Genomic DNA, 21,232 nt, shown 5'->3' with positions numbered 1-21,232 from the left:
CGCCTATGTACGTTGGTCCGCGCACACGAACCGACGATCAAGGAGCATGCATGAAGCGCCTGGCGCTTTCGACTTTGTTGGTGACGTTGATCGGCCTCACCGCCGCCGGCTGCAAGGCCGACGAGGCCGACTCCCCCGCCGCACCGGCGACCACCGCCGGGGCGGCCGCGACCCAGGGCGGGGACCAGTACCCGAAGGGTGACGACGGCGCGAAGGCGCTGCTGCAGGCGCTGCCGAAGGACCCCGCGCTCGTACAGAAGCTGCAGCCGACGGCCGAGGACTACAAGGCGCTGTTCGTCGGCGCCGCCGCGGCGAAGGCCGAGCAGTTCTACAAGAAGAACGTGTGGACCGGGCAGAAGGTCGAGGTCACCGGCAGCGCGGCCCAGACCGAGCTGAAGGTGTCCAAGGCCAGCAGCGACGACCTGAAGGCGTGGACCGCCGCGGCCGAGGCCGAGTTCCCCGGCGGCTACAAGGACGTCGGGCCGCACCTGCAGCCCGGGGTCACCTGGTACCGGTGGAGGTACACCGAACCGGGCAAGGACTCCGGCATGGCGTTCGACGGTCTGGTCCACGTCAACGGACACTGGGTGTGGACCCCCAAGCCGTGGAAGGCGCTCGAAGGGTAGGCGATGGAGGAGCGGGAAGAGCTGAGCTGGCAGGAGTTCGGCGCGGCCTCGCGGGAGCTGGCGCAGGCGGTCGCCGACGACGGGTTCCGGCCCGGCGTGGTGCTGTCCATCGCCCGCGGCGGGCTGCTGCTGGCCGGCGCCCTCGGGTACGCGCTCGACGTGAAGAGCATCGTGATGATGAACGTCCTGTACTACACGGGCGTCGACGAGCGGCTCGAGGCTCCGGTGGTGCTGCGCCCGACCCCCGACGGCGCGGATCTCGCCGGCGCGCGGGTGCTCATCGCGGACGACGTCGCCGACACCGGCGCCACCCTGCGGGTCGTGCGCGACTTCTGCGTCGCGCACGCCTCGGAGGTGCGCATCGCGGTGCTGTACGAGAAGCCGCAGAGCGTCGTGCCGTGCGAGTACGTGTGGCGGCGCACGGACCGCTGGATCAACTTCCCGTGGTCGGCTGAGCCGCCGGTCACCAGCGCATGGCGGCGGGGGCGCGGCCGGTCCGCGCCCCCGCCTGCGCCGTCACACCGCGTGGCCGTCACACCGCGTGCTTTCGCGTCGCGTGCCGGGTTTCAGCGGGTCGTCCGCGCCGGGCCGCTCGTGTTGTAGCCGCGGCCGTTGTACGAACTGCCGTTGTACGCGCGCCACAGGTCGCCGTCGCCGGGCTGTCCGTCCCGGAAGTCGCCCTCGCCGAGCCGGCCGACGACGAACCCCGCCGCGGCGGCCGCGAGCAGGAACGTGTCGGGCCGGCCGCGGGCGGCGTCCCGCACGCACTCCAGGACGCCCTCCGGCTCGTGCCCGGCGAGGTAGTCCGCGGCCCGGTGGCCGCATCGCGGCATCCGCGTGACGGCCTTGTTCGCGGAGGGGCCGCCCCGCCCGCCGGTCATCCGGTCGAGCTCGCCGGCGGAGCGGCGCACGCCGGTCCCGCCCCGATCCGCGGGTTCGAGCTCAGCCATCACAACCTCCAGGGTGTTCGGGGGATTGCCGCCCCATACCCGGCGACATCGGAGGTAATCACCGCGACACGGATGGATCGGTCGAGCCTCTGGATCGATTCAGTCACACGGCACCGGTCCATGGTGCTTCCCAGCGATCGTTCAGCGAAGCCTGCTAGCGTCGGATCATGGTTGGTTGGAGTACCGGGCCGGGCACTGCCCGGCTGGCTCATGGTCCCTCATGCTGATCCTCATCGGCCTCGCACTCATCGTGGTCCTCACCGCCGCCACCGGCTACTTCGTGGCGGCCGAGTTCGCCTACGTGGCCGTGGACCGCGCGAAGCTCAAACGCGCCGCCGACGGCGGTGACCTGGCGTCGCGGCGCGCCCTGCGCGTCACCGGGCGACTGTCCTTCATGCTGTCGGGCGCGCAGCTCGGCATCACCGTCACGGCCCTGCTCGTCGGCTTCGTCGCCGAGCCGTACCTGGGCACGGGGCTCGCGCGGCTGCTCGGCACGGCCGGGGTGCCGCAAGCGGCGAGCGCGTCGGCGGCGGTGGTGCTGGCGCTGCTGACGGCGACCGTGGTGCAGATGGTCCTCGGTGAGCTCGGCCCGAAGAACTGGGCGATCGCCCGGCCGGAGGCCCTCGCCCGGGCCCTGGCCCGGTTGACGCTGGTGTACCTGGCGGCGGCCGGCCCGGTGATCCGCATGTTCGACGCGGCGGCGAACCGGTTGCTCCGGCGGGTCGGCATCGAGCCGATCGAGGAGCTGCCCGAGGGCGCCACCCCGGAGGACCTGGAGCGCATCATCGCCGAGTCGCGCACCGGCGGGCTGCTCGACGCCGACACCTCGCAGCTGTTGCAGCGCGGGCTCGCGTTCCGGGCGCGCACCGCCGAGGAGGCGATGATCGCCCGGGTCGACGTGGTCACGGTGGCCGCGACCGACCCGGCGATCCGCCTCGTGGAGCTGTTCGACACCGGGCACACCCGCTTCCCCGTCGTCGGTGAGAGCGTCGACGACCTGATCGGCGTCGTCGGCGGCGCCGACCTCGTGGCGCTGCCCGCCGCGGACCGGCACAAGATGACGATGGCGGAGATCGCGCTGCCGCCGGTCCTGGTGCCGTCGACGGCGGCGCTGCCGGCGGTCCTGGAGCGGCTGCGCACCGAGCACCGGCAGCTGGCCTGCGTCATCGACGAGTACGGCGGCTTCGCCGGCATCATCACCCTGGAGGACGTCGCCGAGGAGCTGGTCGGGTCGATCCGCGACGAGGACGACGCGCCGGAGCCGTCCGCCGTCCGCCAGCCGGACGGCTCGTGGCTCGTCCCGGCCCGCTGGCGGGTCGACGAGGTGGCCCGCACGACCGGCGTGACGCTGCCGGAGAGCGACGACTACGACACCGTCTCGGGCCTCGTGCTCCAGCGCCTCGGCCGCATCCCGCGCCCCGGCGACACCGTGGAGGTCACGCTGCCGCCCGCACTCCCCGACGACGACACCCCGCCCCGCGAGGTGCGCCTGGAGGTCCTGACCGTGCACCGCCACGTCCCCGACACCGTCCGCGTGTCCGTCCTCGCGAAGAAGGTGACGGCGTGAGCGGCCAGCGGAGCGTCTCGGGCCGCTCACCAGCATTGCAGGTTGGCTCAGGCCGGCGCCGGAGCGCAGCGGAGGTGACGGCGTGAGCACGGGTTGGGCGCTTCTCGTGTCGGCGGTGCTGCTGGCGGCGAACGGGTTCTTCGTGGCCGCCGAGTTCGCCCTCGTGGCCAGCAAGCGGCACCGCCTCGAGCAGGCCGCCGCCGACGGGAGCCGGGCCGCGGCCGCCGCGCTCGCCGGCAGCCGCGAGCTGTCGCTGATGCTCGCCGGCGCGCAGCTGGGCATCACGCTGTGCTCGCTGGGGCTCGGCGCACTCGCCGAGCCCGCGATCGCACACCTGCTCGACCCGCTGTTCCACGCGGTGGGGCTGCCGGAGCGCTTCAGCTACCCGGTCGCGTTCGTGATCGCGCTCGCCGTCGTGGTGTTCCTGCACATGGTGGTCGGCGAGATGGCGCCGAAGTCGTGGGCGATCAGCAACCCGGAGCGCTCCGCGCGAGGGCTGGCACTGCCGTTCCGGGCGTTCACCCGGGTCGTGCGGCCGCTGCTGGCGCTGCTCAACGGCCTCGCGAACGCGTGCCTGCGGCTCGTCAAGGTGCAGCCGCAGGACGAGCTGTCCGCGGCGCACGGGCCGGAGGAGCTGATGATGCTGCTGGAGTCGTCCCGGCAGCACGGCACGCTCGCCCAGGACCAGCAGGAGCTGCTCAGCCGGGTCCTGCAGCTGCAGGACACCACCGTCACGCAGGTGATGACCCCGGCGGCGGCGATGGTGACGGTGCCGCTGGAGGCCACCGCGACCGACGTCGAGCTCGCCAACCGGTCCACCGGCCGGTCCAGGTTCCCTGTCGTCGGCGCCACGGGCGGCGTCGTCGGTGTCGTGCACGTCCGCGACGCGCTGCGGGCGACGACGGCCGGCACGGCGGCGACCGCCGCCGACCTGATGATCACCGCGTTCACCCTGCCGGCCCGCACCAGCGTGCTCGCCGCGGTCCGGGCGATGCGGGAGTCCCGGGCGCAGCTCGCCGTCGCCACCGAGGACGGCGCGCCGGTCGGCCTCGTCGCCCTGGAGGACCTCCTGGAGGAGGTCATCGGCGAGTTCGACGACGAGACCGACGTCACGGCCGGTGCGCGGTCAGGTCAGGCGCTGCTGGTACGGAGCGCTGCGCAGCGCCGCGACCGGTGACCACTCGGCGAGCACGAGGGTGGCGTCGTCGGCCGGCGCGCCGCCCTGGTGCTCGGCGACGGCGTGCGCGAGCCGGCGCAGGGTCTCCGGCGCGGGCAGCCCGGCGCTCGCGTGCCGCTCGGTGAGGTCGATGAGCCGCCGCACGCCGAACTCCTCCCCGGCGGCGTCGCGGGCCTCCGTGACGCCGTCGGTGTAGAGCAGGAGCCGGTCGCCGCCCTCCAGGTCCTCCTCGGCCACCTCGACGTCGTCGTGCACCCCGAGCGGCATGCGGCGACCGGCCGCGAGGTCGTGCACGACCCGCCCGGTGCGCAGCAGCAGCGGCCGGGGGTGTCCGGCGTTGATGTACCGCAGGCGCCCGGCCTCCAGGTCGAGCTCCGCCAGCACGGCGGTCACGAACCGGCTGTCCGGGAACTGCTCGGTCAGCGCGGTGTCGGCGGCCCGGGCCTGCGCCCGCAGGTCACCGCCGTCGCGGCGGACCGCGCGCAGCGCCGACATCGCCACCCCGCAGGCGAGGCTGGCCGCGAGCCCGTGCCCGACGGCGTCGAGGATCACGATCCTGGCCCGCGCGCCGTCGATCGCGTAGTCGAAGCCGTCGCCGCCGACGTCGTAGCACGGCTCGAGGATCGCGCTGATCACCATCCGGTCGCAGGCCGACGTGAGCGGCGGCAGCAGCTGCCGGAGCAGCTCCGCGGCCGGCGTCATCGACCGGGACCGGCGCACCTGGGCGAGGAAGTCACCCTTGTGGGAGGTGACGGTGACCAGGTGGCCGATCAGCCCGGCGAGGGTCTCGCAGCGGGCCCGCAGGGATCCGTCGCGCACCTCCGGCTCGGCCTCGCCGATCTCGAACTCGACGACCCCGAGCCGGTCGGTGCCGTTGACCATCGGCACGCACCAGCCGCCGTCGCCCCTCGGCTTCGACGTGACCATCGCGAAGGCGCGCCCCGCCGCCGTCGTCTCCACCGGCTGCGGCGGGGGCAGCGGGGCCCCTGGACGAGGCACCGGACACAGGACCCGCTGCTCCTCGTCGACCAGGTAGATGGTCGCGTCGATCCCGAGCGGCGCCAGCGCCGCGTCCACCGCCGTCGCCAGCCCGTCCGGCTGGAACAGGTGCGATCCGTCGAGAATCGCGCTGAACGCTTCGAGCCAGCGCGCTTCCATCGTCGCCGCCATGCCTCGCTCACCCCTCGGCAAACCAAACACGGTCGCGTGTGCGACCCGTCCGTCACACCGGCCGCTCGTGTCACCCGCGGCCGGTGTACGGATTCCCAACCGCGCCGCGCGGGAAACGGACCCTGCGGCTGTCCGCAGGTTCCCGTTACGCTCGGGGTTGTGGAGTTCTCCCTGGACCGTGACGAGTCCCAGGTGGCGGATGAGCACGTCACCGCCGACGTCACCGACCGCGACGGTGCCGTCGTCGTGTCGGTGCGGGGCAAGGTCCTCTACGACACCCTCGCCCCGCTCGCCGACGTCCTGTCCGATCTGACCCAACGTCCCGAGCTGCACCTGGTGCTGGAGCTGTCGGACGTGCCGATGTGCGACTCCAGCGGGCTCAACCTGTTCGTGCGGACGCGGTCGAGGCTCGCTGAGACCGGGGGCTGGCTGCGGCTGACCGGCACCCGCCCCCTGGTCGACAACGTGCTGCACATCACCAACCTCGACCGCATCCTCACCCGCTACGCCACCGTGGAGGAGGCCCTCGACGCCGGCTGACGGCCCGGCACCGTTGAGCAAGGTGGCGGTCAGCAAGCCGGCGAGCGAGGCCGCGGGCCGGAGCACCGGCGATTCCACCGATGCCGCCGCCCGCCGTCGCGGCGAGGGTGGCATCCATGGCACCCAATGCATCGGCACGACTCGCCGCCACCCTTCTGGCCGCCCTGACGCTCATCGGCGCGCCGGCCGTGCCCGCGCACGCCGCGCGGGAGGCGCCGCCGGTCACCGTCACCGGGCCGCTGCCGGGGACCGTCCCCGGTGACCCGAAGGCCGCGGACATCCGCGACACGTATCCGTTCTTCTCCACCACCGACGACCTCGCCGCCGCCGGCTACGTCGAGGAGGAGTTCCTCGTCGCCGGGGCGGCCGACGGCTGGGACACCGCCGGCAACCAGGTGGCGACCGGCGTGCCGTTCCGGACCAGGGTCGTGGTGCGCCGGCCCGCCCACCCGGCCCGCTTCAGCGGCACCGCGCTCGTCGAGTGGCAGAACGTGACCGCCGGCTACGACCTCGACGCGTTGTGGGACCACGACGCCATCACCCGGCAGGGGCACGCGTGGGTCGGCGTGTCCGCGCAGCGGGTCGGCGTCGAGCAGCTGCGCGGCTGGAGCCCGGCCCGGTACGGCACGCTCGACGTCACCGGTGGCGGCCGGTTCACCGCCGATGAGCTGTCCTACGACATCTTCGCGAAGGCCGCGGCGGCCGTCACCCGGTCGCTCCGGCCGCGGACCACGCTCGCGATCGGCGCCTCACAGTCCGCCGCCCGGATGACGGTGTACTACCAGAGCATCCTGCCGAAGGTGACGCCGGTCTTCGACGGCTACGCGTTCGTCGTCGGGTCCGCGCCGACCCGGGTGGGCGTCGAGCCGGTGTTTCAGGTGCTGTCCGAGACCGACGTGCGGACCCCCGACCGGCCCGCCGACACCGAACGGTTCCGCCGCTGGGAGGTCGCCGGCGCCGCGCACTCCGGCTGGCGCGGCCAGGAGTACCGGGCGCCGATCTCCGTGCGGGACCTGGGGGCGGCACCCCAGTACACCTGCGGCAGCCCGCCCTTCAGCAGGGTGCCGCTCGACCATGTCGTCGCCGCCGCCTACGACCACCTGATCCGCTGGGTGCGGCGGGGCACTCCCCCGCCGGTCGCGCCCCCGCTGGTCTTCGGCGCCGACGGCACGAAGACCCGCGACGCGCTCGGGCTCGCCACCGGCGGCATCCGGTTGTCGCAGGTGTCGGTGCCGACCGCGCTGAACACCGGCGACAACACCGGCGAGACGTTCTGCCGGCTGTTCGGCACGCACCAGCCGTTCGACGCCGCGACGCTGCGGCGCCTGTACCCGCACCGCGGCGAGCACCTGGCGAAGGTGATCCTGGCGGACCTCGCCAACGTGCGGGCCGGATACCTGCTGCCGGCCGACGCGTGGCAGAACGTCGTGGGGCGTTCTTAGAGAACCTTTAACCGGCTCACAGGCACCTGTCAGCCGGTCCCCCAATAGTTGAACGCATGACGATGACAGTTGCGGCGCCGCGCCCGGCCGCGACCCCCAGGTGGTGGGCGGACGCGGGCGGCGTGGCGGCCACGGCGAGCCTGCTCGTCGTGGCCGCGCTGTGGGTGGCCAACGGCGGCGTCCAGCAGCTCCTCGCCGGCGGCGGCGACGCGTGGTCCGCGGCGGGCCGGCTCACCGGCCTGGTCTCATCCGACCTGCTGCTGCTCCAGGTGCTGCTGATGGCGCGGGTGCCGCTGGTCGAGCGGGCGTTCGGGCAGGACCGGCTGGCGCGCTGGCACCGCTGGACCGGGTTCACCTCGTTCAACCTGATGGTCGCGCACATCGTGCTCATCACCGTCGGCTACGCGATCGCGTCCGGCGCGAACGTGTTCGCCGAGGTATGGGAGCTGACCGTCGAATACCCGGGGATGCTGCTCGCCGCCGCCGGCACGGTCGCGCTGGTCATGGTCGTGGTCACGTCGACGCGGGCCGCGCGGCGCCGGCTGCGTTACGAGTCGTGGCACCTGCTGCACCTGTACGCCTACCTCGGCGTGGGGCTCGCCCTGCCGCACCAGCTCTGGACCGGCGCGGACTTCCTCTCGTCGCCGCTGTCCACGGCGTACTGGTGGACGCTGTACGCCGTGTCCGCCGGCGCCGTCCTCGTCTACCGGGTCGGCCTGCCGGTGTGGCGCAACGCGCGGCACCGCCTGACCGTCAGCCACGTCGTGCCGGAGGGTCCGGGGCTGACCTCGGTCTACCTGACCGGCCGGCACCTGCACGAGCTGCCGGTCCGGGCCGGTCAGTTCCTCCAGTGGCGGTTCCTGGACGGTCCCGGCTGGACGAGGGCGCACCCGTACTCGCTGTCGGCGACCCCGCACACCGGGGTGCTGCGCATCACGGTGAAGGACCTCGGCGACGGCAGCTCCCGCGTCGCGTCGCTCACGCCGGGCACCCGCGCGCTGGTCGAGGGCCCGTACGGGCGGCTCACCGGCGAGTCGTACACCGGCGGCCCGGTCGTCATGATGGCCTGCGGCATCGGGGTGACGCCGCTGCTCGCGCTGCTCGGCGAGCTGCCCTACCGCGCCGGCGGGGCGACCCTGCTCTACCGGGCGCGCAGCGCGGCGGAGATCGCGTTCCGCGACGAGCTGGACTGGCTGGCGCGGCAGCGTGGCGTCCGGGTCGTCTACCTGCTGGGCCCGCGCGCCGGTGCCGCGTCGTGGCTGCCGCGGCACGCCGCCGGGATCGGCGACGCGGAGGCGCTGCGCAGGATGGCGCCGTCGATCGCGGCGGCCGACGTCTACGTCTGCGGGCCCGACTCGTGGACCGAGGCGGCCCGCGCCGCCGCCCGCGCCGCCGGGGTCCCCGCGTCGCGCGTGCACACCGAACAGTTCGCCTGGTAACGGAAAGGATCGCCCCGTGCGACGGATCACCTTGTGGCTGCTGTCGACGCTCGCCGCCGTGGTGCTGCTGTTCAGCTACCGCACCAGCCTCGGCGGCACCGCGACCGCGTCGACCGGCTCAGCAACCGCCTCAGGCGGCGGAAGCGGCACCACGAGCGGCACCACCAGCGGCGGCACCGGCAGCGACGGCAGCGGCAGCGGTACGGGCAGCGACAGCAGCGGCAGCGGCAGCGGTACGGGCAGCGACGGTACGGGCAGCACCGGTGGCACGGGCAGCGACGGTACGGGTGGCACCGCATACAACGGGTCGGTGGTGTCGACGCGCTGGGGCGACATCCAGGTCACCATCACCGTCGCCGGTGGGAAGATCACCGGTGTGACCGTGCCCGTGTACCCGGACGCCAACGGCAAGGACCGCCAGATCAACGCCCGCGCCCTGCCGATCCTCAACAAGGCGGTCGTCGCCGCGCAGAGCGCCGACATCGACACCGTCTCCGGCGCGACCGTCACCAGCGACGGCTACAAGGAGTCGCTGCAGGCCGCGATCGACGCCGCGCACCTGTCATGACCGCCACCCTGCCCCGCCGCGCGTGGGTCGAGCAGATCATGGGGCTGCCGGTCTCGGTCCACCTGCGCGGCCCCGGCGCCGGCGACCCGCCCGCCGAGGCCGCGGTGGCCGCGGTCTTCGCGGACCTGCGCCGCGACGACGCGGCGTTCAGCCCGTACCTGGACGGCAGTGACCTGTCCCGCTGGGAGCGGGGCGAGGCGCCGCCGACGCCCGAGCTGGAGGCCGTGATCGCGCTGTGCGACGAGGCGCGGGAGCGCACCGGCGGGTGGTTCGACCCGCGGGGGCTGCCCGACCCGCGCACCGGCCGCCCCCGGTACGACCCGTCGGGGCTGGTCAAGGGGTGGGCCGTGCAGCGGGCGGCGGCGCACCTGCCGGACGGCCTCGGCTGGTGCGTCAACGCCGGCGGCGACGTGCTCGTCCACGCGCCGGACGGGCAGCCGCCGTGGCGGATCGGCGTCGAGGACCCGGACGCGCCCGAGGACCGGGTGGCGCACGTCGTGACCCGGGGTACGGGCGCAGTCGCCACCTCCGGCCGCACCCACCGCGGGGATCACATCGTCGACCCGTACACCGGCAGTCCCGCGACCGGAGTACGGGCGGTCACCGTGACCGGCCCGGACCTGCTGTGGGCCGACGTCTACGCGACCGCCGCCGCGGCCCGCGGACCCTGGGCGATGGACTGGCTGGAGGAGCTCGACGGCTACGAGGCGCTCATGGTGACGGCGTCGGGCCTCGTCCGGGTCACCGAGGGCTGGCCCGCCGGCTGAGGCCGGAGTGAGGCAAGCTGGGCAGCGGAAGGGGGACGGAATGCGGATCCTCGTCGTGGACGACGACGCCGCCGTGCGGGACTCGCTCGCGCGGACCCTGCGGTTCGAGGGCTACCAGGTCGACACCGCCCGGGACGGGCAGGAGGCCCTCGACGCCGCGCACGCCGACGAGCCCGACGTGATGGTCCTCGACGTCAGCATGCCGCGGATGGACGGCCTGCAGGCGTGCCGCCGGCTGCGCGGCGAGGGCGTGCTGGTGCCGGTGCTCATGCTCACCGCCCGCGACAGCGTCGGCGACCGGGTCGCCGGCCTCGACGCGGGCGCCGACGACTACCTGGTGAAGCCGTTCGCGCTGCAGGAGCTGCTGGCCCGGATCCGGGCGCTGCTGCGCCGGGCGCTGCTGTCCGCGCCGCCGGAGCCGCCGTCGGAGCTGCTCACGTTCGCCGACCTGCGGCTCGACCCGGCGACCCGGGAGGTGTGGCGGGGCGGCAACCCGCTGCGGCTGACCCGCACCGAGTTCACGATCCTCGAGGTGTTCCTGCGCCACCCGCGGCAGGTCCTGACCCGCGGGACGCTGTTCGAGCACGTGTGGGGCTACGACTTCGGCGAGACGTCCAACAGCATCCACGTGTACCTCGGCTACCTGCGCCGCAAGCTGGAGGCCGACGGCGGCCCGCGCCTGCTGCACACCGTCCGCGGCGTCGGCTTCGTCCTGCGGGAGGAGCCCCTGTGAAGCCCGCGGGAGGAGCCTCTGTGAAGCCCGCGGGAGGAGCCCCCGTGCGGCGGGCCCGGGCGGTGCTGGGGCGGTGGTGGCGGCGCAGGACGCTGCATGACCGACTGTCGCTGCTGGTCACGGCGGCGGTCGCGGCGGCGGTGCTGACGGTCGCGGGGATCGCGTTCGCGGCGGTCGCGCAGATCCAGCGCCAGCAGCTGCGCTCGCAGCTGGAGACCGACGCGCGGTCCGTCGTCGCGCAGCCGGAGCTGTGGCGGGACGGCCCGCCGCAGGGGCCGGGCGGGCGGCGGGATCCGCGGTTCCGGCGCGACATCGGGCCGCGCTGGCAGGTGCTCGGCCGCGACGCCACCGTCACCGCGCACTCGACGAACGACCTGCCGGTCACCGACGGCGCGCGGCGGGTCGCGACCGGTGAGGAGCAGCAGGTCCAGGAGCGGGTGCTGCTCGACGGGCACAGCTACCTGATGCTGACCGTCGCCGCGGGCCGGGGCGGCGGGGCGGTGCAGGTGGCCGCCGACCAGACCCCGGCGAACCGGACACTGACCATGTTCGGGCTGCTCATGGCCGCCGGCTGCGTGCTGGGCATCGGCGGGGCCGCGGCGCTCGGCCGGACCGTCGCCCGCGCCGGGCTGGTCCCCGTGCAGCAGCTGACGAAGGCCGTCGAGGACGTCGCCGTCACCATGGACCTGAACCGGCCCGTCCCGATCCACGGCGTCGACGAGATCGCCCGTCTCGGCCAGTCGGTGAACACGATGCTGGCCGCGATCGACGCCGCCCGCCAGTCGCAGCGGACCCTGGTCGAGGACGCCAGCCACGAGCTGCGGACCCCGCTGACCAGCATCCGCACCAACATCGAGCTGCTGCTGGCGGTGGAGCGGCAGCCCGAGCTGGCGCACCGGCTGCCGCCGGAGGAGCGGGCGAAGCTGCTGCGGGACCTCGACGCCCAGGTCGGCGAGCTGGCGGCGCTCACCACCGAGCTGGTCGAGCTGGCCCGCGAGGAGACGACCCGGGAGCCGGCCGAGGACGTCGAGCTGACCGACGTCGTGGCGGCCGCGATCGACCGGGTGCGCATCCGCGTCCCGGCGGTGACCTTCACGTTCGACGCGGACGCCGCCCCCGTCCACGGCCGGCCCAACGAGCTGGAGCGCATGGTCGTCAACGTCCTCGACAACGCCGCCAAGTGGAGCCCGCCCGGCGCCACCGTGCACACCGGGCTCACCGCCGAGCAGGGCTGGTGCGTGCTGCGGATCGCCGACACCGGTCCCGGCATCGACGCCGAGGACCTGCCGCACGTCTTCGACCGCTTCTACCGCTCGCCGGCCGCCCGTGGCATGCCGGGCTCGGGCCTCGGCCTCGCCATCGTGGCGCAGACCGCCGCCCAGCACGGCGGCACGGTCACCGCCGCCCCCAACGACCCGCGCGGGACCGTCGTCACGATCCGGCTGCCGCGCCTGTAGCGGCCCCGCGGTCCTTCCACAGCACCACGCCCGCGCTGGCCGTGACGACGAACCCGATCGCGGCGATCTGCGCCGGGTGCAGGTCCTGGCCGAGGAGCACCCACCCCATCAGCGCCGCGATCGCCGGGCCGAGGCTCATCAGCACCGCGAACGTCGACGTCGGCAGGCGGCGCAGCGCGGTCAGCTCGAATGTGTACGGCAGTACCGACGACAACACCGCCACCGCGGCGCCCAGGGCGAGCACGCGGGGGCCGGTCAGCGCCGCGCCGGCGTCGAGGATCCCGGCGGGCAGGGCCAGCAGCGCGGCGACGAGCATCGCGAGGGTCAGGCCGTCGCGCTTCGGGAAGGTGGCGCCGGCCCGCGCCGACAGCATGATGTAGCAGGCCCAGGCGGCGCCGGCGAGGAACGCGCAGCCCACCCCGAGCGGGTCGAGCTGGTCGAACCCACCGCCGCCGAGCAGCGCCACCCCGGCGAGCGCGAGCAGGGCCCACAGCCACGCCACCCGCCGCCGCGCGGTGACCACCGACAGCGTCAGCGGCCCCAGCACCTCCAGAGTGACGACGGGGCCGATCGGCATGCGCGCGATGGCGACGTAGAACGCGAGGTTCATGCCCGCGAGGACGGCGCCGAAGAGGCCGACGAGGATCCATTGCCGGGTGGTGTACCCCCTGAGCCTCGGCCGTCCGATCGCGACGAGGACCGCGCTGCCGATGAGCAGCCGCAGCGACACGACGCCGGCCGCCCCGGCGAGCGGGAAGAGCGTGGTGGCGACGGCGGCTCCACTGTGGACGGACGTCTGCGACGCGAGGACCCGCCACACCCCGCCGCCCTTGGACTCGACGGCGACGGTGGTCGGTGCGGGCGCGGTCAGGACGTCGGTCACACGGCAACGCTATGCAGTGGCGCGGATCATGGGAAATGCCGCTTCGCCACTGGTTATGCTTGACACGCATGACCAGTCCGCAGCGCCGCGGATGGGCCGGTCATGCGTGGGGCCTTGAAGGCGGCGGGAATGGCGACCATCGAGCTGCGGCACCTCCGGGGGTTCCTGGCCATCGCGGAGGAGGGCAACCTCACCCGCGCGGCCGCCCGGCTGCACCTGACCCAGCCTGCGTTGACCCGCACCCTGCAGCAGCTGGAGGCGCACCTCGGGGCCCGGCTCGTCGACCGCTCCACCCACCACCTGGCGCTGACCCCGGCAGGCCACGAGTTCCGCCGCAACGCGGCCGCCGCGGTCGCCGCCGTCGAGCACGCCCTCGACCCCGACCGGTCCCGGGGGCTGCCGGTCCGGCTCGGCCACGCGTGGTCGGCGCTCGGGGCGTACACCACCAGCCTCCAGCGACGGTGGAAGCGGGCGCACCCGGAAACCGTGCTGGAGCTGCTCCGCCTCAACGAGCGCAGCGCCGGCCTCGCGTCCGGCACGGTCGACGTCGCCGTGCTCCGCGGCGCGCCCGACGTCCCCGGCGTGGTGACGGCCCACCTGATGCGCGAGCCCCGGTTGGCCGCCGTCGCCGACGACAGCCCCCTGGCGGGCCGCGCCTCGCTGACGCTCGCCGACCTCGCCGCGGAGCCCCTGGCCCTGAACACGGTGACCGGCAGCACGACCCTCGCCCTGTGGCCGCCGGACGCCGCGCCGTCACAGGTCGTGCCCGTGAAGAACACCGACGACTGGCTGTCGGTCATCATCGCCGGCGACGCGGTCGGCGTGACACCCGCGGGCACCGCCGCGATGCACCCCAACCCGGCGGTGCGCTACGTGCCACTCACCGACGCACCCCCGGTCGACGTGATCCTCGCGTGGCGGGAGCCCTTCACCCACCCGGCCGTGCCCGACCTGCTCCGCCTCGCCCACGACGTCGTCAAACGCTGACCGGCCCCCCAGATCGTGCCCGTTCCCCCGGATGCGACCATCGTCGGCGCGCTGTCACGCGCGCGACCGATGGGAAACGACCTATGACGCTGCGGCGCAGCCACGGGGGGCGGACGGCGAAGGCCGTGCTGCTGCTGCACGGGTACACGCACGGGCCGCGGCAGGTCGAGCGGCTCGCCGGGCTGTTCTACGAGCGCGGCTGCAACGTCTACGCGCCGGCGGCGCCTGGGCACGGCACGCCGGACGCCACGCACCGGGGGTTCACGTCGCGGGAGCTGCTGCGGTACGCCGGCGACGCGCTCGACGTCACCGCCACGCTGGGCGACGAGGTGGGGGTCGTCGGGGTGTCGGCCGGCGCGGCCCTCGCCACGTGGCTCGGCGCGAGCCGCGGCGACACGGTCGCGCGGCTGCTGCTGATCACGCCGCTGTTCGCGCCCCGGCGGCGGGTGCCGTGGCCGCTGACCACCCTGTACGGCCGGCGCCTCCTGCCGGACCACGTCGACGCGCGGGGCTACTCGTTCACGGCGGTCGCCCAGTACCTGCGGGTCGCGGCGAGCCTCCCGAAGCGGCCGGTGGTGGGCGCGCTGCGGCGGGTCGCGGTCGTGACGTCGCCGGGCGACACGGTCATCGACGCGGCGCGCGCCGTGGCTGTGCCGAGACGGCTGGCGGAGGCGGCCGGCGCGGCCTTCACCCACCATGAGCTGCCGGAGGGTGAGGGCCACGCCCACAACGTCATCGGCGCGCACGCCGAGGCGCTCGACGAGCTCTACGCCGACCTGTACGGCGCCTGACCCGTCACCCCGCGTGCCGCCCCGGCGCCCCGGTCGCGACGTGCCGGCCCGGGTGATGCGCCGGCTCGTCCAGCCCCTGATCGGACCGGCCGGAAGACGAAGCCGTGGCAGGGCGGGCCGGCCACCAGAAGCGCTCGCCGAGCAGCAGGGCGATCGCCGGCACGACCACGGTCCGCACGACCAGAGTGTCCAGGACGACGCCGATGCCGACGATCACCCCGATCTGCGTCAGCACGATCACCGGCAGCACCCCGAGCACGGTGAACACGGCCGCGAGCAGGATGCCGGCGGAGGTGATGACGCCACCGGTCGCGCCCAGCGCCCGGATCATGCCCGCCCGGGTGTCGCCCAGCGCCGCCGCCTCCTGCCGGGCCCTGGTGACGAGGAAGATGTTGTAGTCGACGCCGAGCGCCACGAGGAACAGGAAGCTCAGCAGCGGCACGCCCGCGTCGAGGGCCGGGATGTCCAGGACGTGCCGCAGCACGAGGCCGGCGGCGCCGACGCTCGCGGCGAAGCTGACGATGACGGTGAGCAGGAGCAGCACCGGCGCCACGACCGAGCGCAGCAGCAGCACGAGGACGAGCAGCACCACCAGCAGCACCAGCGGGACCACGACGGTGTTGTCGCGGCTGTACGCGTCGCGCTTGTCCAGGTCCGCGGCCGGCGCCCCGCCGACGAGCGTCTCGCCGGCCGAGAGCGCGCCGAGGGCCGACCGCAGCGCCCGGACCGTGTCGTCGGCGGCCGGCGTGCCCGATCCGGCCTTCAGGTCGACGCGCAGCTTGGTCAGCGCGCCGTCGTCGGAGCGCTCGGGCCGGCCGACCGCGGCGACGCCGTCCGTGCCCTCGACGGCGGCCACGACCCGGTCGGTGGCGGCCGCGGGGACGATCACGGTCACCGGCTGCGCCGACCCGGCGGGGAAGTGCCTGGCGAGGGCGTCCTGCGCGGTGACCGACTCGACCTGCGTGCGGAACTGCTCGGTCTGCGACAGCCCGATCGACGTGCTCAGCAGGCCGGCGGCGAGCACGGCGAGCAGGACGGTGGCGCCGGCGAGGACCCTGGCGGGGTGCCGGCCGACGGCGTGCGCGACGCGGGACCACAGGCCGCGGGTCGTCGGGTCGTCGCTGCCGACCCGCGGCACGAACGGCCAGAAGATCCCGCGCGGCAGGCACACCAGCGCGGCGGGCAGCACCACGAGCCCGAACAGCAGCGCCACGACGACCCCGATCGCGGCGGCGACGCCGAGCGTCCGGTTCGCGGTCAGGACCGCCGCGAGCAGCGTCAGCAGCGCGAGGACGACGGTGCCGGCGCTGGCGACGACGGCCGGCGCGGCGTTGCGCAGCGCGACCCGCATCGCCTCCCGGCGGTCCTCGGTGCGGCGCAGCTCCTCGCGGTACCGGGAGATCAGCAGCAGCGCGTAGTCGGTGCCGGCGCCGAAGACGAGGACGGACACGATGCCGCTGACCGACGCGTCGGTGCGCTCGCCGACGAGCCCGGCGACCCACGGCAGCAGCTTCGCCACGACCTGGTCGCCGACGCCGATGACGACGAGCGGGACGACCCAGAGCAGCGGGCTGCGGTACGTGATGAGCAGCAGCAGCGCGACCACGCTGGCGGTGGCGATGAGCAGCGTGACGTCGGCGCCCTCGAACGCGGCGGAGATGTCGCGCCCGAACGCGGGCCCGCCGGTCACCTGCGCGGTCAGCCCGGCCGGCAGGCCGCCGTGCACGGTCTCGCGCAGCTTGTCGACGGCGGCGTACAGCTCGTCGCCCTCGCCGGTGAGCGTCACGGGCAGCAGCGCGGCCCGCCCGTCCTCGGCGACGACGGCCGGCGCCTGCCCGCCGGCGGTGGTCCTGGTCCGCTCGATCGCCGCGCGGTCGGCCTCGGTGAGGGGCGCGTCGCGCCGCTCGTACACGACGACGGCCACCTCGGCGCGGCCGCTGGCGAACCGGTCGGCCAGCTCGACGACCTTCGTCGACTGCTTGCCCGCCGGCAGCCCGTCGGCCGGCTCCTTCTCCGGCTGGGCGGGCGAGGTGAGGAACACCAGCGCCGTCAGCCCCACCGTGACCAGCAGGATCAGGACCGCGCCGAACCGGCTCGTGACGGCCGCCGTCACTCGTGTGCCCACGCTCTGTACCTTCCGGAGACAAATATTTCGACGATCGAACTTCCGTTGCCCCCTTGATACCCGCCCAACCCAAATCGACGCAAGAATCGACGCAGAAACTCGACCTGGATCACACCCCTCGTTTCCCGGCCCTGGCAGGCCGGCGTGGCCGGCTCGCCCCGCGGCCCGGCCGCGCTGCTGGTCAGCGGCGGCGGGGGCTACCAGGCGATGGACCTGCCCTTCACGTACGGCAGCCGCATCAGCGCGATCGGCCGCGACGGCTCCTACCGCGTCCTGCCGTTCGGCACCACATACCTGCAGGCCGGCCAGGACGTGCTGCTGTCCCCGGACGGCCGCTACGCCGCGGGCAACGGCACCTACGAGCGCCTCCTCGGCACCGGCGACACCGACGTGTCCATCGTGGACCTGACCACCGGCGAGGAGCGGCGCCACCAGGGCTCCGGCCCCGCCGTCCCGGTCGCGTGGAGCCACGACGGCCGCCGCCTGCTGGTGCACCGGTCCGGCGCGTCCTCCTGGTCCGACACGCCCTTCGACGGCGCCGACACCACCGGGTCCGACAACGGCGCGCTGTGGCTGCTCGACGTCGGCTCCGGCGCCGCGACGCACCTGCTGGACCTGGGCCGCACCCGCCGCGGCGCCGCCGCCTTCTCCCCCGACGGCCGCACCGTCGCCGTCCAGCTCGGCCGCGAGCTCGCCCTGCTCGACTCGGCCACCGGCACCCGCCGCCCGCTCGCCACCCTGCCGGCCGGCGCCCACCTCGGCGGCCCGTGGTCGTACACCGCGGACGGCACCGGCCTCGGCGTCCTCACCGTCGCCGACGGCTGCACCACGGCCTGCTCCAACGCCGCCCGCAACGCCAGGTCCTGGCGCCTCACCGTCCTGTCCACCGCGACCGGCACCGCGCTGCCCACGACGTTCCCCACCTTCGGCGGTGCCACGGCCCGCCTCGCCGGCTGGCAACGCGACGGCACCGCGGTCCTGGTCCGCTACACCAACGAGACGAACGGCGGCGAGCCCTCCTACGACCCACCGGCCGCCTACCGCGCTGTCACCGACGCCGACCTCCTGGCCCTCACCCCCGGCGGCGCCACGAAGTCCCTGCTCACCAAGCCCAAGGGCGTCATCTGGGACGTGGACGTCGCCACCGACCTGGTGACGGCCGGCGCCTTCGGCGGCCCCTCCCCCGCCCCGTCGGTGCTCCCACTGGCCCGCTGGGCGGCGACCACGGTCTTCGTCGCCCTGTGGGCCCTGGCCATGCTCGCCTGGCTCGCCGTCACCCTGCGCCGCCGCACCCGCCGCCGCCCACCCCTGCGCCCCGCCGCGCGTCCAAGGGCCACCTGATGCCGGCGGGCGGGGTCGTCGTGCGGCCGGATGAACGACGTCGCGCTCGCAGCGCTTGCGAGCGGAGTTGGAGGACTGGCGCAAGCTCGCCGAGGCGGATGAGGTAACCGCAGTCTCATTCGCCCGCGCCGAGCGCCGGGTGCTGTCCGCGGCATCCATGACCGTTCATCAGAAGTAGTCATGCTGCGCTGGGTCCGGAAGTTGGCGGCAGCAGCCGAAGCAATCGCGGCACCCTCCCGCCGTTTGCTGCTTCCCCCTTCGCCACCAGCGTGCGCTCTCGTTCAGCAGGTGGGCGGGGCGGTGCTGGCCGCGGCGGCGACCGGGGTGGTGGCGGCGGCCGACGGAGACTCCGACGGGGAGGGCGACGGCGACGGGGACGGAGAGGGTGGGGCCGGGCTGTACATGAGGGTGGGCGTCTGCTGGAACGCCGATGAGCCCAGGGCGATCCCCGGCAGCGTGACCTGGTGGCCGGAGGCGTCCGTGACGCGCAGGGTGACCGGGCCGGTCAGGCCCGACGGGCCGGTCCACGTGTTGTCGGTGTTGTGCTTCAGCGGCGTCCAGCCGGCGGCCGTCTGGAGCTCCACAGTGGACAGCCGGTTGCCGTGGTTGTCCAGGACGACCGAGAGGGACGAGTAGCCGGTGCCGCCCTTGGCGCGGACCTTCAGGGGGCCGGGGAGGTCGGGGTCGCGGACGGTGCCGTAGGTGATCTGGATGATGCCGGCGCTGACGGAGCCGATGCGGGAGAAGGCGCCCTTGCTCAGGTCGATCTTGCCGGCGGGGCAGGACGGGCACTGGTCGACGACCTGCACGTTGGTGGTCTGGCCGTTGGGGCCGGTCACGGCGAGGTAGGAGCCGCACGCCGCGCCACCGGCCCACTCGGCGGGGCCGATCGCGGCGTAGGCGTCGGTGGAGGGGGCGCCGAGGTTGCACATGCCGTTGCGGTTGGTGCTGTAGTACGAGGCGCTGCCGGAGCGCACGTTCTCCACCACAGGTGCCTGGATCGGCGCGGCAGGGACCGCGGCGCAGGCCGCCTCGCCGGTGTCCTGCAGGACGAGCACGAGCGACACGACGACGGCGAGCACGCCGCCCGCAGCAGGGATGATCCAACGCAGGTGACGGCGCTCCATGGGTCCGGGAGTCTAGAAGGCAGACCGCGAAACCCGAAATCGACGACAACAAGCACGATGAGTGCACACAGTCGTTGACAGCAAGGCATCGACGGGCGTCTCATGTGTGGATGCGCAGCGTAGCGTCGTTGGTCCTTGTCGCGGGCATTCTCGCCGTCCCGGCGTCCGCCGCCGCGGACCCGCCGGTCTGCGGCCCGCCGGTCGTGAGCACCACGCAGCCCGGCTACACGGTCGCGGATCCGGACTGCGACGTGAACGGCACACCGTTCGTGCCGGTCAACGGGTCGAGCGTGTGGACCGGGATCACCGACGGTGCGGCGTACCGCATCGAGAAGCCCGCCGACTGGAACGGCGAGCTGGTGCTGTACGCGCACGGGTACCGCGGGCTCGGCACGACCGTGTTCGTCGACAGTCCGTCGCTGCGCGCGCACTACCTGTCGCGCGGCTTCGCCTGGGCCGCGTCCAGCTACGCGACCAACGGCTACGACGTCGGGCAGGGCGTGCGCGACTCGTACACCCTGATCGACCGCTTCAAGGAGCGCACCGGGCTGCGCGCCAGGTCCGTCTACATGACCGGCGCGTCGATGGGCGGGCACGTCACGGCGGTGGCCATCGAGGAGCACCCGCAGGCGTTCGTCGGCGCGATGCCCGTCTGCGGCGTCCTCGGCGACGCGGAGCTGTTCGACTACTTCCTCGACGCCAACGTGACCGCGGCGGCGCTGACCGGCACCGCCATCACGTTCCCGAAGGCGCCCGTCGATCCGTCGTTCCAGGAGGTGTACCGCCAGCAGGTCGCCCGGCAGGTGCCGCTGCTCGGCCAGGGGGCGGGACTGACCGCGCTGGGCCGCACGTGGGGCGACTTCGTCGAGCAGCGCAGCGGCGGCACGCGGCCGGGCTTCGACAACGCGATCGCCTACTGGAGCGCGCTGCCCGGGATCCCGCCGCTGACCACTGTGCCGTTCCTGTTCGGGGTCTACCCGGGGCTGTCCGGCGGCACCGCCGGCATCGCCGAGGGTAACCTCACGTCGAACCGGTTCACGCTGTACCAGAGCGACGACAGCCCGTGGCTCAACCGTGACGAGCTGCGGGTCAACCGCGACGTCCTGCGGGTCGACCGCACCGACCGGCCGTCGCGGGACCTGTCCGGGGTGCCGCGCGTCGACGGGCGCCCGCGGGTGCCGGTGCTGTCGATGCACACGATCGGCGACCTGTTCGTGCCGCTGTCGATGGAGCAGGAGTACGCGCGCCGCGCCGCCCTGCAGGGCCGCGGGAAGCTGTTCGTGTCCCGCGCGGTGCGGGCGCTCGGGCACTGCGAGTTCACCGTGCCGGAGCTCGCGCAGGGCTTCGACGACCTGGTCTCGTGGGTCAGGACCGGGCACCGGCCGGCCGGCGACGCGATCCTGGACCGCCGGGCCGTGGCCGCGGACGACTTCGGCTGCCGGTTCACGCTGACGCAGCGCCCGACCTTCGGGGCCGCCTGCCCCGCCTGAACTGCCGCCTGCCTCGCCTGAAGTGCCGCCTGCCCCGCCTGAAAATGAGGGG

20 protein-coding genes are annotated in these 21,232 nt (G+C 74.3%); 15 read left to right on the top strand and 5 right to left on the bottom strand.

Annotated features, from left to right (window positions below; translation table 11 throughout):
• Positions 1–50: 50 nt before the first annotated feature.
• Together AB0I21_RS18090 and AB0I21_RS18085 are read left to right on the top strand one after the other, a co-directional pair.
• Entirely contained in the window at positions 51–626 is a 576-nt protein-coding gene (locus AB0I21_RS18090; protein WP_360562391.1) for a hypothetical protein, read from the top strand.
• A gap of 3 nt (positions 627–629) precedes the next feature.
• A complete protein-coding gene (locus AB0I21_RS18085) occupies positions 630–1,229 on the top strand; it encodes a phosphoribosyltransferase family protein (RefSeq protein WP_360562389.1) in 600 nt (199 codons plus the stop codon).
• Here the strand turns inward: AB0I21_RS18085 and AB0I21_RS18080 are convergent.
• On the bottom strand, positions 1,193–1,576 hold the full coding sequence (locus AB0I21_RS18080) for a hypothetical protein (RefSeq protein ID WP_360562387.1): 384 nt from the start codon (positions 1,574–1,576) through the stop codon (positions 1,193–1,195). The genes AB0I21_RS18085 and AB0I21_RS18080 overlap by 37 nt on opposite strands.
• A 220-nt stretch (positions 1,577–1,796) precedes the next feature.
• Here AB0I21_RS18080 and AB0I21_RS18075 point away from each other — a divergent pair, with 220 nt between their 5' ends.
• The gene (locus tag AB0I21_RS18075; protein WP_360562386.1) at positions 1,797–3,143 is read left to right on the top strand and encodes a hemolysin family protein; all 1,347 of its coding nucleotides are present in this window, start codon (positions 1,797–1,799) and stop codon (positions 3,141–3,143) included.
• Between the two features lie 82 nt (positions 3,144–3,225).
• Positions 3,226–4,320 (top strand): hemolysin family protein, encoded by a 1,095-nt coding sequence (locus AB0I21_RS18070; RefSeq protein WP_360562384.1) that lies wholly within the window; start codon positions 3,226–3,228, stop codon positions 4,318–4,320.
• On the opposite strand, the gene AB0I21_RS18065 is transcribed toward AB0I21_RS18070, so the two are convergent.
• Positions 4,270–5,490, bottom strand: a complete 1,221-nt coding sequence (locus AB0I21_RS18065) for a PP2C family protein-serine/threonine phosphatase (RefSeq protein ID WP_360562382.1) — start codon at positions 5,488–5,490, stop codon at positions 4,270–4,272. The two genes, AB0I21_RS18070 and AB0I21_RS18065, sit on opposite strands and share 51 nt — an antisense overlap.
• 159 nt (positions 5,491–5,649) lie before the next feature.
• Between AB0I21_RS18065 and AB0I21_RS18060 the strand changes: the two genes are divergently transcribed.
• From AB0I21_RS18060 to AB0I21_RS18030, 7 genes are all read left to right on the top strand, one after another.
• Entirely contained in the window at positions 5,650–6,030 is a 381-nt protein-coding gene (locus AB0I21_RS18060; RefSeq protein ID WP_360562381.1) for an STAS domain-containing protein, read from the top strand.
• Between the two features lie 116 nt (positions 6,031–6,146).
• Positions 6,147–7,472 carry an alpha/beta hydrolase domain-containing protein gene (locus AB0I21_RS18055; RefSeq protein WP_360562379.1) on the top strand — a complete coding sequence of 442 codons (1,326 nt, stop codon included), beginning with the start codon at positions 6,147–6,149 and terminating at the stop codon, positions 7,470–7,472.
• Between the two features lie 56 nt (positions 7,473–7,528).
• Entirely contained in the window at positions 7,529–8,911 is a 1,383-nt protein-coding gene (locus tag AB0I21_RS18050) for a ferredoxin reductase family protein (protein WP_360562377.1), read from the top strand.
• A 16-nt stretch (positions 8,912–8,927) separates the two neighbouring features.
• A complete protein-coding gene (locus AB0I21_RS18045; RefSeq protein WP_360562375.1) occupies positions 8,928–9,479 on the top strand; it encodes an FMN-binding protein in 552 nt (183 codons plus the stop codon).
• Positions 9,476–10,246 carry an FAD:protein FMN transferase gene (locus AB0I21_RS18040; RefSeq protein ID WP_360562374.1) on the top strand — a complete coding sequence of 257 codons (771 nt, stop codon included), beginning with the start codon at positions 9,476–9,478 and terminating at the stop codon, positions 10,244–10,246. Before AB0I21_RS18045 ends, AB0I21_RS18040 begins: the two co-directional genes overlap by 4 nt.
• Before the next feature lie 40 nt (positions 10,247–10,286).
• Positions 10,287–10,979 (top strand): response regulator transcription factor, encoded by a 693-nt coding sequence (locus AB0I21_RS18035; RefSeq protein ID WP_360562372.1) that lies wholly within the window; start codon positions 10,287–10,289, stop codon positions 10,977–10,979.
• Positions 10,980–11,023: 44 nt separating this feature from the next.
• Entirely contained in the window at positions 11,024–12,436 is a 1,413-nt protein-coding gene (locus AB0I21_RS18030; RefSeq protein ID WP_360562370.1) for a HAMP domain-containing sensor histidine kinase, read from the top strand.
• On the opposite strand, the gene AB0I21_RS18025 is transcribed toward AB0I21_RS18030, so the two are convergent.
• A complete protein-coding gene (locus tag AB0I21_RS18025) occupies positions 12,411–13,319 on the bottom strand; it encodes an EamA family transporter (RefSeq protein WP_360562369.1) in 909 nt (302 codons plus the stop codon). The two genes, AB0I21_RS18030 and AB0I21_RS18025, sit on opposite strands and share 26 nt — an antisense overlap.
• Positions 13,320–13,448: 129 nt before the next feature.
• On the opposite strand from AB0I21_RS18025, the gene AB0I21_RS18020 reads away from it, so the two are divergent.
• Both AB0I21_RS18020 and AB0I21_RS18015 read left to right on the top strand, forming a co-directional pair.
• Positions 13,449–14,306: a LysR family transcriptional regulator gene (locus AB0I21_RS18020; protein WP_360562368.1), complete on the top strand. Its 858-nt coding sequence runs from the start codon at positions 13,449–13,451 to the stop codon at positions 14,304–14,306.
• Positions 14,307–14,389: 83 nt separating this feature from the next.
• Complete coding sequence (locus tag AB0I21_RS18015; protein ID WP_360562366.1) at positions 14,390–15,097, top strand: alpha/beta fold hydrolase; 708 nt, start codon at positions 14,390–14,392, stop codon at positions 15,095–15,097.
• 4 nt (positions 15,098–15,101) lie between these two features.
• Here AB0I21_RS18015 and AB0I21_RS18010 read toward each other — a convergent pair whose 3' ends face one another.
• Entirely contained in the window at positions 15,102–17,222 is a 2,121-nt protein-coding gene (locus AB0I21_RS18010) for an MMPL family transporter (RefSeq protein ID WP_360562364.1), read from the bottom strand.
• Between the two features lie 144 nt (positions 17,223–17,366).
• On the opposite strand from AB0I21_RS18010, the gene AB0I21_RS18005 reads away from it, so the two are divergent.
• The gene (locus AB0I21_RS18005; protein ID WP_360562362.1) at positions 17,367–18,563 is read left to right on the top strand and encodes a hypothetical protein; all 1,197 of its coding nucleotides are present in this window, start codon (positions 17,367–17,369) and stop codon (positions 18,561–18,563) included.
• 281 nt (positions 18,564–18,844) lie between these two features.
• Here the strand turns inward: AB0I21_RS18005 and AB0I21_RS18000 are convergent, their stop codons facing one another.
• A complete protein-coding gene (locus AB0I21_RS18000; RefSeq protein WP_360562361.1) occupies positions 18,845–19,690 on the bottom strand; it encodes an expansin EXLX1 family cellulose-binding protein in 846 nt (281 codons plus the stop codon).
• A gap of 110 nt (positions 19,691–19,800) precedes the next feature.
• Between AB0I21_RS18000 and AB0I21_RS17995 the strand changes: the two genes are divergently transcribed.
• Positions 19,801–21,180: a phthalyl amidase gene (locus AB0I21_RS17995; RefSeq protein ID WP_360562359.1), complete on the top strand. Its 1,380-nt coding sequence runs from the start codon at positions 19,801–19,803 to the stop codon at positions 21,178–21,180.
• Positions 21,181–21,232: the final 52 nt, after the last annotated feature.

Source organism: Dactylosporangium sp. NPDC050588 (assembly GCF_040654975.1).
Classification (GTDB): Bacteria; Actinomycetota; Actinomycetes; order Mycobacteriales; family Micromonosporaceae; genus Dactylosporangium; species Dactylosporangium maewongense.
This window is presented reverse-complemented; position numbering and strand designations above follow the sequence as displayed.

Coding starts and splice junctions, on each gene's coding strand:
- AB0I21_RS18090 (WP_360562391.1), top strand. CDS start 51: ATGAAGCGCCTGGCGCTTTCGACTTTGTTGGTGACGTTGATCGGCCTC.
- AB0I21_RS18085 (WP_360562389.1), top strand. CDS start 630: ATGGAGGAGCGGGAAGAGCTGAGCTGGCAGGAGTTCGGCGCGGCCTCG.
- AB0I21_RS18080 (WP_360562387.1), bottom strand. CDS start 1,576: ATGGCTGAGCTCGAACCCGCGGATCGGGGCGGGACCGGCGTGCGCCGC.
- AB0I21_RS18075 (WP_360562386.1), top strand. CDS start 1,797: ATGCTGATCCTCATCGGCCTCGCACTCATCGTGGTCCTCACCGCCGCC.
- AB0I21_RS18065 (WP_360562382.1), bottom strand. CDS start 5,490: ATGGCGGCGACGATGGAAGCGCGCTGGCTCGAAGCGTTCAGCGCGATT.
- AB0I21_RS18055 (WP_360562379.1), top strand. CDS start 6,147: ATGGCACCCAATGCATCGGCACGACTCGCCGCCACCCTTCTGGCCGCC.
- AB0I21_RS18050 (WP_360562377.1), top strand. CDS start 7,529: ATGACGATGACAGTTGCGGCGCCGCGCCCGGCCGCGACCCCCAGGTGG.
- AB0I21_RS18040 (WP_360562374.1), top strand. CDS start 9,476: ATGACCGCCACCCTGCCCCGCCGCGCGTGGGTCGAGCAGATCATGGGG.
- AB0I21_RS18035 (WP_360562372.1), top strand. CDS start 10,287: ATGCGGATCCTCGTCGTGGACGACGACGCCGCCGTGCGGGACTCGCTC.
- AB0I21_RS18020 (WP_360562368.1), top strand. CDS start 13,449: ATGGCGACCATCGAGCTGCGGCACCTCCGGGGGTTCCTGGCCATCGCG.
- AB0I21_RS18015 (WP_360562366.1), top strand. CDS start 14,390: ATGACGCTGCGGCGCAGCCACGGGGGGCGGACGGCGAAGGCCGTGCTG.
- AB0I21_RS18000 (WP_360562361.1), bottom strand. CDS start 19,690: ATGGAGCGCCGTCACCTGCGTTGGATCATCCCTGCTGCGGGCGGCGTG.
- AB0I21_RS17995 (WP_360562359.1), top strand. CDS start 19,801: ATGCGCAGCGTAGCGTCGTTGGTCCTTGTCGCGGGCATTCTCGCCGTC.